Genomic DNA, 14,235 nt, shown 5'->3' with positions numbered 1-14,235 from the left:
ACCCGGTTGTTGCGGTCAACCACCGCGCGCGGAGGCGAACCGGGCCCGCCCCCGCACGCGAGCACCCCGCCTGGCTTCAGCGCGGCGTCACCTTCAGCAGCTTGCCGTTCGAGTCGTCGGTGAGCAGGTACAGCGCGCCCTCCGGGCCCTGGACGACCTCGCGGATGCGGGCCTTCTGGTCCATCAGCAGGCGCTCCTCACCCACGACGCGGTCGTTCTCGAGCACCAGTCGCACGAGGGCCGTGCTGGACAAGCCGCCGATGAAGAAGTTGCCCTTCCACTCGGGGAACAGCGCACCGGAGTAGATGGTCATGCCCGAGGGCGAAATCACCGGGTCCCAGTAGTACACCGGCTGCTCCATGCCCGGGCCCTGGGTGGTCTTGTGGATGGGCTCGCCGGAGTATTCCTCGCCGTAGCCGATGGTGGGCCAGCCGTAGTCCTTGCCGCGCTCGATGAGGTTGAGCTCGTCACCACCGCGAGGCCCCATCTCCACCTCCCAGAGGCGTCCCTTGCTGTCGAGCGCCGCCGACAGGATGTTGCGGTGCCCCAGCGTCCAGATCTCCGGCCGCGCGTCCTTCTGCCCCACGAAGGGGTTGTCCTTCGGGATGGAGCCGTCCGGGTTGATGCGGACAATCTTGCCGAAGTCGCTCTTGAGGTCGCGAGCCTGGACGCGGCCCTCCATGATGGAGCGCTCGCCCAGCGTGACGAACAGCTTCCCATCCGGCGTGAAGACGAGTCGGCCACCCGCGTGCAGCGTGGACTCCAGCGTCGGCTCCATGCGGAAGATGACCTTCACGCCCTCGACCTTGGGCTTGGGTCCATCCACCAGCTTCGCGCGCGCCACCGCGAGGCCGTTGCCGCCCTTCCGGGGCTCGTAATAGGTCCAGTAGATGAGGCCACTGGTGCCGTAGTCCGGCCCCACCTCGACGTCGAGCAGACCGCCCTGGTTGCGACCATCCACCTTGGGCAGGCCCGCGATGGCCGGCGACTTCTTGCCCTCGGGCGTGACGATGAAGAGCTTCCCCGTCGGCTTCTCCGTGACGAGCATCCGCTTGTCCGGCAGGAACGCGATGGCCCAGGGCTTGTTGAAGCCGGAGGCGACCTCGGTGACCTGCAGGGCCGTGCGCGTGTTGACGGCGGGCGCGCGCGTCTGACCGGGGAAGGCCGGCTTGAATTCGGGGACGTTGGGCGGGGCCTGCTCGACGGGAGCGCCCGTCGGGTTGGGGCCCTGCCGAGGATCCGTCTGCTGACTGCCCTTTGCCTGCCCGGGGGCCAGGTTGCCGCCCTGGTCCGCGGGTTTGCCCGCGGGCTGTGCGTGCGAGGTCCCCGCGAGGGTCAGCAGGGAAGTACAAGCCAGGGACGCCAACAGGGAACGCATGAGCACACTCCTCCAGGTGGGACGAACGACGCGCAGCAAACACGAAGTGCCGCGAGCCTCGCGCGAAAAGGATGTGGGGATGTCGGACGGCGGACGCAAGCCGCCTCAATCCAGGGGCATCTCCTCGCGAATCCAGCGAGTCACCGAGTCATGGCGAGGCGCCCAGCCCAGTTCGCGCCGCGCGCGCTTCCCGCGCACCCGGCTGTTGGAGCCGAACGAGTAGCGAGCGTGGCCCTCGCCCCACTCGCGTGACGCCTCCTCCACGGACCAGGACTGCACCGGGCCCAGCTTCAGCCGCGCCGCGATGGCCTCGCCAATCTCCGCGTAGGACGCCTCGCCGTTCTCCACGAAGTAGAACGCCCCCGACGGGGCCTTCTCCAGCGCCAGCGCGTAGAGCGCCGTGACGTCGTCGATGTGGACGTTGGACCAGCGGTTGACGCCCTTGCCGACGACGCGCACCACGCCGCTCTTGCGAGCCTGCGCCACCAGCGGAGGAATCTGCACGCTGTCGCGGCTCAGGCCCTTCCCCGTGCCGTAGATCATCGTGTTGCACAGCACCATGCCCCGAGCCCCCGGCGCCGCGAGGACGCTGTTGTCGAGCGCGTGCCGAGCCTGTTTCTCGGGCTCGACGATGAACGGCGTGTCCTCGTCGAACACGTTGGGTGACAGCGCGTCGCCCTTCACGTCGTCGCCGATGACGCTGGAGCCGCTGGTGTGCAGCAGCGGCTTGCCCGAGCCCTTCACGCCTTCAATCAGGGCCCGGATGGCCTTCTCGTGGTCACTGCTCGCCGCGTTGATGACACCGTCCGCGCGCCGGGCCTCGGCCGTGAGCACCGCGACGTTGTCCAGGTCCCCCAGGACGGGCTCGACGCCGAGCGCCGCCAGCTTCCGGGCCTTGGCCTCATCGCGCACCAGTCCCCGAATCGAATGGCCCCGGGCCTTGAGGTCCACGGCCAGCGAGCCGCCAATGAAGCCGGTGGCGCCAGTGATGAAGAGGTTCATCGTGAGGTCTCCAGGAAAGGAAGGGCCTCACTCTGCCGCGCCCGGAGCGGAGAGCCTCGGATTGATGCACGGGCCGGGCACGCCCCGGCCAGCAATGAACATCCCGACTGGAGCAGGTGGCCTGCGTCGAACAACGGCGCGACTCAGGGCGTGGGTGGAGGCTTCGGCGGCGTCCAGTCCAGCACCGACCCACAGCTCTTGCAGAAGCGCGCGTCCAGGTCGTGTCCCTGGTTGCCACAGCCGGGGCACGCCTGGGTGTCCACGGGGCCACGGGCGGCGGCGGCCAGCTCCACGGAGACGATGCCCGTGGGCACCGCGAGGATGCCGTAGCCCATGATCATCAACACCGACGCGATGAACTGCCCCGGAATCGTCTTCGGTGTGATGTCACCGAAGCCCACGGTCGTCATCGTCACCACGGCCCAGTACATGGCGCGGGGGATGCTGTCGAAGCCATGGGCCTCGCCCTCGACCAGGTACATGACGGAGCCCATGATGACGACCACCGTCAGGACGAAGCCGAGGAAGACGGTGATCTTCCCCCGGCTCGCGCGCAGCGCCGTCATGAGGATCTCCGCCTGTCCCAACAGGTGCCCCAGCTTCAGCACGCGGAAGACGCGCAGCAGGCGCAGCACTCGGACGACGAGCAACGTCTGGGCGCCCGGGAACAGCACGCTCAGGAACGAGGGCAGGATGGCCAGCAGGTCCACGAGGCCAAAGAAGCTGCGCGCATAATCCAGCGGACGGCGGACGGCGACGAGCCGCAGCACATACTCCGTGGCGAAGATGGCGGTGAAGGCCCACTCCGCGATGGAGAGCGCGGTGCCATGGCGCTCCCGCACCGGGGCGACACTCTCCAGCATCACCGCGATGACGCTGAACAGGATGGCCCACATCAGGGCCACGTCGAACGCCTTCCCCGCCGGTGTATCGGCCTCGAAGATGATGGTGTGGAGACGGGCGCGGAAGCCGCCCACGGGGCTCTGCTCGGAAGACCTGGACACGCAGGGCAGTCTAGACGCGGCGGCGCTCGATTCGAGAAACCTTGCGTCCCGACGTCACAACCGCCCTGCCCCCTTGGCGGAATGCGCCGGCTTCCGAGCGCGGCGGGTGCGCTTCACCTCATCCGCCCGGCACACGCGCACGCCCAGGAAGCGCTGGAGCTGGTCCAACGCCAGGTCATGGTCCCCGTCGCTCTCCGCCGCGCAGCAGTCGCTCAGCACGGTGATGTCGTACTCGTGCATGTGCGCGTCATGCGCGCTGAAGAAGACACACAGGTTCGTGGCCATCCCCGCCATCAGCAGCTTCTTCGTCCCCAGGTGCTCCAACAACGGAACCAGCGACGTCGCGAAGAACGCCGAGTGCTTCGGCTTGAGGACGAAGTAGTCCCTCGGCTCGGGCTTCAACGCCCGCGCCACCGGCCGTCCTCGAATCCCCTTGCGCGTGCAGTGCCGATAGACGTCCCGGAAGTTGCTGCGCCAGTGGTTGAAGTTGTCGTTGACGTAGATGACCGGCACCCCCGCCGAGCGCATCCGCCGGGCCAGCGGCCCCAGCCGCTCCACCATGCGCAGCGCCCAGGGCAGCACCTTCTCCCCGCCCGGGAACTCCAGGTCATTGATGACGTCGATGATGAGCAGCGCCGTGTCCGAGCGCCGCTCCTTCGTCGCGCGCGCCTTCCCGCCGGACCGTGCCCCTGACTTCGCCACGTGCACCTCCTGGCGGCCAAGCTAGGCACTCCCCCCGCACGCCGGCACCTTTCGTCCAGAACCGTGCACCCCGCCCCCAACACGAGAGGTCGCCGTCCCCCTGAGAAGACGGCCCCTCGCGTGCCTCCGGTCACGCGCGCATCGAGCGCGCGAACCCGCTCGGGGAACACCCGGCGTGACGCGAGAACGCGACGCTGAAGGCGCTTGCCGACTGGTAGCCGATCCTCTCGGCGAGCTCGGCGAGGGGCGTGTTCTCGCGAAGCAGGACGTCCTTGGCGATCGCGATGCGCCACTCGAGCAGGTACTCCATCGGCGGCATGCCCACCGTTCTCGCGAATCGCTCGGCGAACACCGCGCGCGACATGCCGGCGACGCGTCCGAGCTCCGCGACGGTCCACCGGTGCGCGACGTCGGCGTGCATCTTCCGAAGAGCACGCGCAAGGTCAGGGTCAGCGAGGCCAGCGAGCAAGCCCGTCTCCCGCCCCGCCGCTTCCGCGGGTCGAAGGCGCAGCGCCTCGACGAGCAGCACCTCGACGAGCCGCTCGAGGATCAGCGCACGCCCCGTTCGACGGGTCGCCGCCTCGTCTGCGATGAGCTCGACGAGCCGCCGCAGACGCACGGCACCGGGATCATCGCGTCGGATGAGGATCATCACGGGCAGGAACTTCTCGAGGAGACTCGCGTTCGCGCGGTCCACGAGGAAGTAGCCGCCGAGCTGGCGCATCGTCGGGCGGCCCGTGGGCGTACCGTGCCGTAGCTCGTTGCCGTCCGCCGCGGTGATGAGCCTCGGCTTCAGCCCCTGGGCGCTCGACATCGTGAAGCCCGGCGTCGAAGGCAGGAGCACGAAGTCGCCCTCCTCGAGCTGCACCCCGTCGACGCCGTCGACATCAAGGAAGCATGTCCCTTCCAGCATGATGCAGAAGCCGGGCTCGTTGTGCGCCGGGTACCGCACACTCCACTGCCCCGCGCCGCTGATGACCTTGGGCAAGACTGTCTGCGGACGGAGCAGGGAGATGACCGCCGCGAGCGGGTCGGAGGATTCGTGCGTGGGCGGCGGCGTGTCGGACGCTGGCGAACGTTTTGCCATTTCGACATCATACATCGTCTTCGCTCCTCAGCACGAGCTCGGTCACCTCCGGCGGAACGCCGAGCCGCATGGGTGGCCCTGAGTGGCCCGTGCCTCGGCTGACGTAGACGAGCGTGTCTCCCACCCTGCGAAGCCCATCGACGACGGGCTGGCCCGCCCGAAGCAGCCAACGCAGTGGCCAGAACTGGCCTCCGTGCGTGTGCCCGGAGAGCTGCAGGTCGACGCCGTGCCGCACAGCCTCCTGAACGGCCTTCGGCTGGTGCGCCATGAGGATGAGCACCTTGCTGCGGTCGCGGCCCTCGACGGCTCGCGCGAGATCGGGGCCATGGCCGACGTCGAAGTGCGCCGCCTCGTAGTCATCAATGCCCGCGAGGTGGAGGACCTGTCCGGCGCGCTCGAGGGCGACGTGCTCATTGCGTAGGACTCGGACGCCGAGCTTGCCAAGATGCTCACACCACTCGGGCGCATCCGCGTGGTACTCGTGGTTCCCGGTGACGAAGAACGTGCCGTAGGTCGAGGTGAGCGCGCCAAGCGGCGCGATGTCGGCCGCGATGTCTGCGACGCGGCCGTCCACCAGGTCGCCCGTGATGAGCACGGCGTCGGGCGCGAGGGCGTTCACTTGCGAGACGACCTCCTCGAGGAACGCGCGCCCGAGCGTCTGGCCGATGTGCAGATCCGAGAGCTGGACGAGGCGCAGCCGATCGAACTCTCGCGGCAGCTTGCGCAGGGGGATTTCCACGCGTTCGACACGCACCCTGCGGGCTTCATGCGCAGCCAACGCGGCCGCGCCGAGGCCCATCACCAGGACGACAGCCGCGCTCGACGCTCGGGACGTCGTGATGGGCAGCACCTCCATCACGGCCAACCCCATCGCGAGGAGCATGGAGGTGCCGAGCCAGAGGTAGATGGGCTCGAGCCACCAGACCGACCATCGATAGGGCACGAGCCGACTCGCGATCACGCCGAGCGGAACGCTCGCCGCGAGGAACACGAGGAGCGCCTTCAGTCCGAACGCCGTCGTCGGCCCGAAGCCCACGTCGCGCACGAGCCGCGCCCAGAGGTAGTAGTGGATCCCGCCGACGATGGCGACGCCGGCGGGGAGGTACACGACGAGCGGAAGAAGGCGTCCCATGATGTCATCCGACCAGGCGCGGGAAGTCGTTGGGGACGGCGATGGTCTTGGTCTCAAGGTACTCCTCGAAGCCCTCGACGCCGTTCTCCCTGCCCAGCCCCGACTGCTTGTAGCCGCCGAAGGGCGCGTTCGGAGAGAAGAAGAAGGCGCCGTTGACGTTCATCGAGCCCGTGCGGATGCGACGGGCCACTCGCATCGCGCGCGACGGCGACGCCGAGATGACCGAACCCGAGAGCCCGTAGATGGAGTCGTTCGCGATGCGGACCGCGTCGTCGTCGTCATCGAACGGGATGACGACGAGCACCGGGCCGAAGATCTCCTCCTGCGCGATCGTCATCGAGTTGTCGACGTCGGCGAACAGGGTCGGCTCGACGAAGTAGCCCTTGCTGAGGTGCTTCGGCGTGCCGCCGCCCACCACGAGGCGAGCGCCCTCGGCCTTGCCTTTCTCGATGTAGGCGAGCACGCGCTCGCGCTGCCCCGCGCTGATCATCGGGCCCATGATGTTCTTCACGTCGGCCGGGTCACCGTAGGGAACGTCGCGGTAGATCTGCTCGAGGATCGCGATGGCCTCGTCGTAACGGGAGCGCGGGACGAGCAAGCGCGTGTTCAGCACGCAGCCCTGGCCCGCGTTGGCGCAGACGAAGGCCGCGCCCGTCAGCGCCTCTGGGAACTTCGCGTCGTCGAGGACGATCATCGCCGACTTGCCGCCCAGCTCGAGCAGCGTGCGCTTGATGGTCTTCGACGCGCTCTCCATCACGCGACGTCCCGTGGCCGTCGAGCCCGTGAAGGAGATGACGTCGACGCGCGGGTCGGACGTGAGCATCGAGCCGAGCGAGCCGCTCCCCGTCGACGTCAGCACGTTGAAGGCTCCCGGAGGCAGGTCCGGGCACTGGGCCGCGACGCGACCGAGCATGGTCGCCGCCCACGGCGTATTCTGGGCCGCCTTCAGGACCACCGTGCAGCCCGCGGCCAGCGCGGGGATGCTCTTCTGCATGTTGGTCTGCACCGGCGCGTTCCACGGCGTGATGGCCACCACCACTCCGGCGGCCTCCTTGCACACCAGGCGACGCGCGGGGCCGCCGATGGGCGAGCCAAGGTCCTCGAGCTCGCGCTCGAAGTCGTAGGCCTCGAGGAGCTTCAGCGAGTAGTCGATGTCCGCCACCGGGCTGTCGAGCATCGGACCATGCGTGAACGCGAGGGGGCACCCGCTCTCCGCGACGACCTGACGCCGCCACTCCTCGCTGACCGCCTTGAGGCCATCACGCAATTGCGTCAGTGCGCGGATGCGCCTCGCGGTGTTGGTCGACCAGTCCGACTCGTCGAAGCAGCGGCGGGCAGCGGCGATGGCGCGGTCGCCATCCGCGACGGAGGCGGCGGCTACGACGCCGACGATCTCCTCCGTCGCCGGGTTGATGACGTCGTAGGTGGCGCCGCCCTCGGCCTCGACGAGGGTGCCGTTGATGAAGAGACGATGTTCCGCGTTGAGCTGTGACATGGTGTTCTCTCCTGGGTGTTGAGGTTGAAGTGGGTGCCGACGTCAGGCGACCTTGATGAGCGACGCCGACTTCGCGAGCGCGACGGCGTCTGGCCCGGCTGGAAAACGGAGCGTCCCGGTCTCATCGTTGGCCGCGCGCCAGATGGCCTCGGCCACATCGGACGCCGTCGTCGTGAGCCCCGGCTGCGCGAAGGCCGCGAAGATGGGCTGCGCGAACGCCTCGTAGGACTTGGGGATCAACCCCTGCATGCGCGTGGTGCCGTTCGCGGTGAAGCGCGTGCCCGGGCCGTAGCCAGGCTCGACGAGCTTCACCTTCACGTTGAAGGCGCCCAACTCGTGGGCGAGCGAGGCGGTGAAGCCCTCGACGGCGAGCTTGCTGGCCGTGTACACGGCGGCGAGCGGCATCGGCGCGAGCGTCACGCTCGAGGTCACGTTCACGATCACGCCCGCCCGGCGCTCGCGGAACCGAGGCACCGCGGCCTGGAGCACCGCCATGACGCCGAAGGTGTTGGTCTCGAAGACCTCGCGAATCGTCGACATGGGGGTGGCCTCGAACGCGCCGACGACGCCGATGCCGGCGTTGTTGACCAGCACGTCGATGGGCCCCGCCTGCTCGAGGGCTGCTGCGATGGTCTCGGGCTTCGTCACGTCCAACGCCAGGACGCGGAGCCGGTCGGACTTCGGCAGCTCGCCGAGCCGAGGGGTGCGCATCGTCGCGATGACATTCCAGCCCTGGTCGTGGAAGTAGCGGGCCGTCGCCTCGCCGTAGCCAGACGAGCAGCCGGTGATGAGAACAGTCTTGAGGGTCTTCGTGGTGCTCATGGAAATCTCCTTCGGTGGTTGGGGTTGGGGTTGGGGGTTTGGGGTTTGGGGTTCACTTCAGCCGCGCACGGAGCCGCCCACTGGGACGACATCCCGGTACTGCGCGGCGTCAGTCACGAGCGGCGCGAGCCTCGCGATCAGCGCCTGCGCCGACGCGCTCGCGAACGCCTCGGCGTGGGCCTCCTTCGAAGTCCAGCCCTCGGTGACGTCAATGACGTCGGGCTCGCTCGACGAGCGCCCCACGAGATAGACGAGGCAGTTCTCGTTGCTCGTCGGCGCTCCCGCGAGCAGTGCATCGATCAGCGCGTCGGCCCGCCCCGGACGAGCTCGCATCGTCGCATGGAAGCCGTGGGTCGCCTTCAGTCTTGCCTGGGGCATCACTTATCTCCTGGGTGAGCGTCGGAGCCGTCAGGGCCTCCGCGTTGTCCACACCCTCTCAATAAGCCCTCCTCCACAAGACGATCCATAACGCGGCGTCTGAATCTCTTTCGAGATCGTCTTGTGCGTCGGAACCCGAGCAGTACGCCAAGGCGCACCAGCGCCGCTGGGGCACGTCGTTTCGAGCGCTGGCAGCCCGCTCCCGCGCCAGCGGCTCGGCGCAGGCCGTCCTGGGCCGCTACAAGCGGCGCAGCGAGGAGCTCGAGGGTGAGCCGCGTGACGAAGTCCCTCGACGAGAAGGTGGAGGGCCTTCGCACCGATCCCTTCCCCTATCTGTACTTGGACGCCACCTTCCTGGACGCCCGGTGGGCGCGCACGGTGCAGAGCGGCTCGGCCCTGGTGGCTTACGGCGTGGGAGAGGATGGGAACCTGTTGGCCGTGCCCCTGGCTGGCAGCGCGTCGCAGGACTCCTGGCTGGAGCTGCTGCGGCAACTGCTCGCGCGAGGGGTGAGGGGTGTGCGGCTGGATGGACAGAATCCACTCCATCCGCCCAAGAGCCCCCTGGGCGTCGCCCTTCGCGCACCGAAGGGGCCATGACATGCACTGACGCGCTTCTTCATGGATGATGAGCAGCGCCGTGTCCGAGCGCAGCACCTTCGTCCAGAGCCATGGACCCCGCCCCAAACACGAGAGGCCGCCTTCCCCCTGAGAAGACGGCCCCTCGACCCCCGACAAACTCCAACGACGTCAGTGCCCTTCCGCCCCCGTCGCTCCGGCGGGGATGGCCGGGGCCTCCCGCTCCTCGCCGCGCAGCGCGAGCTTCCGGATGACGATGTAGAAGATGGGCGTCAGCACCAGGCCGAACAACGTCACGCCGAGCATGCCCGCGAACACTGCCACGCCCATCGCCTGACGCATCTCCGCGCCCGCCCCCGTCGCCACCGCCAGCGGCACCACGCCCATGATGAACGCGATGGACGTCATCAGGATGGGCCGCAGCCGCAGCCGGCACGCCTCCAGCGCCGCCTGCACCACGCCCATCCCCTCATCCTCCTGCGCCCGAGCGAACTCGACGATGAGGATGGCGTTCTTCGCCGCGAGCCCCACCAGCACCACGAGGCCAATCTGCGTGAAGATGTTGTTGTCCCCACCCACCAGCCACACCCCGGCAATCGCGCTGAGCAACGCCAGCGGCACCGTGAGCAGCACCGCCAGCGGCAGTGACCAGCTGTTGTACTGCGCCGCCAGGATGAGGAACGCCAACAGGATGGCCAGCGGGAAGACGAACAGGCCCTCCTTGCCCGCGAGCTTCTCCTGGTACGTCAGGTCGGTCCACTCGAAGCTCATGCCGGCGGGGAGCGTCTCCGCGGCCAGTCGCTCCATCGCGGCCACCGCCTGTCCCGTGCTCACACCCGGCGCCGCCGCCCCGTTGATGTCCGCGGAGGGATACCCGTTGTAGCGCAGCACCTGGTCCGGCCCGAACGAGGGCGTCACGTCCACCAGCGAGGCCAGGGGCACCATCCCGCCCTGTGGGTTTCTCACCTGCAGCCGGCCGATGTCCTCCGGCTCCATGCGGTGCTTCGCGTCCGCCTGCACGTTCACCTGGTACGTCCGACCGAAGCGGTTGAAGTCGTTCACGTACAGCGAGCCCAGGTGAATCTGGAGCGTCTCGAAGACCGAGCCCAACGGCACACCCTGCTGCTTCGCCTTCACCCGGTCCACCTCCGCGTGGAGCTGCGGCACGTTGATCTCGAACCCCGACATCAACCCCATCACCTGCGGGTCCGCGGACGCACGCTGCACCAGGGCCTGCGTGGCCTCGTACAGCGCCTGCGAGCCCAGCCCCGCCCGGTCCTCCACCTGCAGCTTGAAGCCCGCCGTCGAGCCCATGCCCGGCACCGGCGGCGGCGGGAAGATGGCCGCGAAGCCCTCCTGCACGCCCATGAACTTCCCCTGGAGCTTCCCCGCGATGGCCCCGGCCGACAGCTCCGGCGACTGTCGCTTCTCGAAGTCGTCCAGGATGGCGAACACGACGGCCGAGTTGGGCGAGTTGACGAAGCCGTTGATGGAGATGCCCGAGAAGGCCACGACGTTGGCCACGCCCTTCTCCGCCAGCATCAGGTCCGACATCTTCTTCACCACCGCGTCCGTCCGCTCCAGCGACGACGCGGGCGGCAACTGCGCCAGGCCCACCAGGTAGTACTTGTCCTGCATCGGCACGAAGCCCGCGGGCACCTTCGCGAAGCCCAGCCACGTCAGCACCAGCAGGCCGCCGTACACCACGAGCGCCATTCCGCTGACGCGCACCACCCTGCGCACCAGGGACACGTAGCCCGAGGATGCCCGGTCGAAGAAGCGGTTGAACGGCCCGAACAGCCACCCGCCGAACGCCTTCTCCATGAAGCGCGTCAGGCCATCCTTCGGACCGTGGTGACCGCGCAGCAGCACACCCGCGAGCGCCGGGCTGAGCGTGAGCGAGTTGAACGCCGAGAGGAGGGTCGAGATGGCGATGGTCAGCGCGAACTGCCGGTAGAACTGTCCCGTCAAACCACCCAGGAACGCAGTGGGGACGAACACCGCTGACAGCACGGAGGTAATCGCGATGATGGGACCGGTCACCTCCGTCATCGCCCTGCGGGCCGCCTCCTTCGGACTCACGCCCTGCGCGATGTGCCGCTCCACGTTCTCCACGACGACGATGGCGTCATCCACCACGATGCCGATGGAGAGCACCAGGCCGAAGAGCGACAGCGTATTGAGCGAGAAGCCCAGCATCTGCATGATCGCCGCTGTTCCCACCAGCGACACGGGCACCGCGGCCAGCGGGATGATGGAGGCGCGCCACGTCTGGAGGAACAGCAGCACCACCAACACCACCAGCACCACGGCCTCCAACAACGTCGTCACCACGTTGCGGATGGACGCGCGCACGAAGAGCGTCGGGTCGTAGGCAATCTTGTACTCCATGCCCTGGGGGAAGGCCTCCTTCAGCTCCGTCATCCGCGCACGGATGCCCGCGGACACATCCAACGCGTTGGAGCCGGACGCCTGGCTGATGCCGATGGCCACCGCCGACTTGCCGTCCAGTCGCGCTCGCACGGAGTAGGAGCTCGCGCCCAGCTCCACGCGGGCCACGTCCCGCAGGCGCGTCACCTGGCCCTCCTCGCCCACCTTGACCACGATGTCGCGGAACTGCTCCTCCTCCGTGAGCCGCCCCTGCGTGGTGACGGTGAGCTGGAACGCGGAGCGCTCGTCCGGCTGTTGACCGATGACACCCGCGGCCACCTGCACGTTCTGCTCGCGGATGGCGGCCACCACGTCGCTCGCGGTGAGGCCTCTCGCGGCGAGCAACCTCGGGTCCAGCCAGACACGCATGCTGTACTCACCCGCGCCCAGCACGTTCACGCTGCCCACGCCGGGCACGCGCTGGAGCACGTCCCGCACCTGGAGCACCGCGTAGTTGGAGAGGAAGAGCGGGTCCTGCTTCCCCTCCGGGGACACCAGGTGCACCACCATCAGCAGGTCCGGGCTCGACTTCTCCGTGAGCACGCCCAGCCGCTGCACCTCCGCCGGCAGCCGCGGAATCGCGCGGGCCACCCGGTTCTGCACCTGCACCTGCGCGGTGTCCGGGTTGACGCCCATGCCGAAGGTAATCGTCACCGCCACCCGGCCGTCGCTCGTCGCCTGCGAGGACATGTAGAGCATGCCCTCCACGCCGTTGATCTCCTGCTCCAGCGGCGCGGCCACCGTCTCCGCGATGACGGCCGGGTCCGCGCCGGGATAGGCCGCTCGCACCACCACCGTGGGGGGAGACACGGCCGGGTACTCGCTCAACGGCAGTTGGAACAACGACAGGCCGCCGCCAATCAGGAGCAGCACCGACAACACGGCCGCGAAGATGGGCCGGTCGACGAAGAAGTGCGCGAACTTCACGGCCGCGCCCCCTCGGCGTGCTCGGAGCCGGCCATGGCGACCAGCGTGGGCGCCACCGCCATCCCCGGCCTCGCCAGGCCCTTGAGCACCACCTTCTCACCCGCCGCCAGCCCCGAGCGCACCACCCGCAGGCCGCCCTCCGTCGTCCCCAGTTCCACGCGCCGCTGCTCCAGCGTCTGGTCCGGACGCACCACCAGCACGTAGCGCCCCTTCTGGTCCGTGCCCACCGCCAGGTCCTGGATGAGGACCGTGGGCCGCGCCGCGCCCGTCTCCAGCCGCACCCGCGCGAAGAGCCCCGCCGTCAGCTTCCCGTCCGGATTGGGCAGCACCGCGCGCGCTCGCGCCGTGCCCGTCCCCGCCACCACTTGATTGTCCAGGAAGTCGAGCCGCGCCTCGCGCGGGAAGCCCTCGTCCCCCGTCAGCGCCACGCGCACCGGCACCGCGTTGACGCGCCCATCCTTCCCGCGCGCGCCGGACGTCGTGCCCGCGAAGCGCAGGTACGTGGCCTCGTCCACGTCGAAGTAGACGTAGAAGGGCTCCACCGAGACGATGGTCGTGAGCAGCGCGCCACTGCTGACCAGGTTGCCCTGCGTCACCACCGCCCGCCCCACCCGTCCACTCACGGGCGCTCGCACGCGCGTGTCCTGCAGGTCGACCTCCGCGCCTCGCACCGCCGCCTTGGCGGACTCGACGCGTGCACGCGACTCCGCGCGCTCCGCCGTCAGCACGTCGAAGTCACTTTGGGAGATGGCCTGCTCGGCGACCAGCTTCTCGCCGCGCTCGAACCGCTTGTCGGCCAGCGTGCGGCGCTCCTCGGCCTGACGCAGGTCCGCGCGAGCCCTGTCCAACACGGCCTCGAAGGTGCGCGAGTCGAGCTGGAACAACACCTGCCCCGCCGTCACCAGCCCGCCCTCCGCGAAGCGCACCGAGTCGATGTAGCCGCCGACGCGAGGCCGCAGCTCCACGCTCTGCACCGCCGCCAGCGTGCCGGTGAACTCGGCGCTGTCGGCGACCTGCCGGGTGACGACCTCCGCGGCGACGACGGGGGCCGCCGCCATCTTCGCGCCACCACCACCAGCGGACGCATCCGCGCTCTCGCTCCGCGCAAGGACCAGACCACCGATTACGAGAGGGAGGGACAGGGCCCCTCCGACTGCTGCACGCTTCCAATTCATGGGGGACTCCGACTTCTTCCAAGGGTCGGGACACACCGGTGGCGTTCGCGCTCGTGCGCGCCCACCGCCGACGGTCCCTGAGTGACAGGACGAGGAACGACTTCACGGACGTCCGCCGTGCGGCGCG

The 14,235-nt window shown here is 68.9% G+C and carries 11 protein-coding genes and 1 pseudogene; 1 reads left to right on the top strand and 11 read right to left on the bottom strand.

Annotation, left to right across the window (positions count from 1 at the left end; translation table 11 throughout):
- Window positions 1-76 precede the first annotated feature (76 nt).
- The 9 genes from K8640_RS02450 to K8640_RS02410 all read right to left on the bottom strand — a co-directional run bounded on the left by K8640_RS02450 (window position 77) and on the right by K8640_RS02410 (window position 9,000).
- The gene (locus K8640_RS02450; protein ID WP_223745597.1) at window positions 77-1,378 is read right to left on the bottom strand and encodes a PQQ-dependent sugar dehydrogenase; all 1,302 of its coding nucleotides are present in this window, start codon (window positions 1,376-1,378) and stop codon (window positions 77-79) included.
- A 105-nt stretch (window positions 1,379-1,483) separates the two neighbouring features.
- Window positions 1,484-2,380: an NAD-dependent epimerase/dehydratase family protein gene (locus K8640_RS02445; protein WP_223745596.1), complete on the bottom strand. Its 897-nt coding sequence runs from the start codon at window positions 2,378-2,380 to the stop codon at window positions 1,484-1,486.
- Between the two features lie 143 nt (window positions 2,381-2,523).
- Entirely contained in the window at window positions 2,524-3,384 is an 861-nt protein-coding gene (locus K8640_RS02440; protein ID WP_223745595.1) for an ion transporter, read from the bottom strand.
- Between the two features lie 54 nt (window positions 3,385-3,438).
- A complete protein-coding gene (locus K8640_RS02435; protein ID WP_223745594.1) occupies window positions 3,439-4,086 on the bottom strand; it encodes a cysteine hydrolase family protein in 648 nt (215 codons plus the stop codon).
- A gap of 130 nt (window positions 4,087-4,216) precedes the next feature.
- Window positions 4,217-5,188: an AraC family transcriptional regulator gene (locus K8640_RS02430; protein ID WP_223745593.1), complete on the bottom strand. Its 972-nt coding sequence runs from the start codon at window positions 5,186-5,188 to the stop codon at window positions 4,217-4,219.
- Complete coding sequence (locus K8640_RS02425) at window positions 5,181-6,305, bottom strand: metallophosphoesterase (RefSeq protein WP_223745592.1); 1,125 nt, start codon at window positions 6,303-6,305, stop codon at window positions 5,181-5,183. The genes K8640_RS02430 and K8640_RS02425 overlap by 8 nt, the downstream gene beginning before the upstream one ends.
- A gap of 4 nt (window positions 6,306-6,309) precedes the next feature.
- Window positions 6,310-7,800: an aldehyde dehydrogenase family protein gene (locus K8640_RS02420; RefSeq protein ID WP_223745591.1), complete on the bottom strand. Its 1,491-nt coding sequence runs from the start codon at window positions 7,798-7,800 to the stop codon at window positions 6,310-6,312.
- Between the two features lie 42 nt (window positions 7,801-7,842).
- Window positions 7,843-8,622, bottom strand: a complete 780-nt coding sequence (locus K8640_RS02415; protein WP_223745590.1) for an SDR family oxidoreductase — start codon at window positions 8,620-8,622, stop codon at window positions 7,843-7,845.
- 57 nt (window positions 8,623-8,679) lie between these two features.
- Window positions 8,680-9,000 carry a putative quinol monooxygenase gene (locus K8640_RS02410; protein ID WP_223745861.1) on the bottom strand — a complete coding sequence of 107 codons (321 nt, stop codon included), beginning with the start codon at window positions 8,998-9,000 and terminating at the stop codon, window positions 8,680-8,682.
- Window positions 9,001-9,261: 261 nt separating this feature from the next.
- On the opposite strand from K8640_RS02410, the pseudogene K8640_RS02405 reads away from it, so the two are divergent.
- Window positions 9,262-9,525: pseudogene (locus tag K8640_RS02405) on the top strand (transposase); the annotation flags it as partial.
- Window positions 9,526-9,747: 222 nt separating this feature from the next.
- Here K8640_RS02405 and K8640_RS02400 read toward each other — a convergent pair.
- Together K8640_RS02400 and K8640_RS02395 are read right to left on the bottom strand one after the other, a co-directional pair.
- Complete coding sequence (locus K8640_RS02400) at window positions 9,748-12,933, bottom strand: multidrug efflux RND transporter permease subunit (RefSeq protein ID WP_223745589.1); 3,186 nt, start codon at window positions 12,931-12,933, stop codon at window positions 9,748-9,750.
- Window positions 12,930-13,991 carry an efflux RND transporter periplasmic adaptor subunit gene (locus K8640_RS02395; RefSeq protein ID WP_223745588.1) on the bottom strand — a complete coding sequence of 354 codons (1,062 nt, stop codon included), beginning with the start codon at window positions 13,989-13,991 and terminating at the stop codon, window positions 12,930-12,932. The genes K8640_RS02400 and K8640_RS02395 overlap by 4 nt, the downstream gene beginning before the upstream one ends.
- Between the last annotated feature and the right edge of the window lie 244 nt (window positions 13,992-14,235).

It is taken from the genome of Myxococcus sp. XM-1-1-1 (genome assembly GCF_020037095.1).
Lineage (GTDB): Bacteria > Myxococcota > Myxococcia > Myxococcales > Myxococcaceae > Myxococcus > Myxococcus fulvus.
The sequence above is the reverse complement of the archived record's forward strand: the minus strand, read 5'-3'. Positions and strand labels throughout refer to the sequence as shown.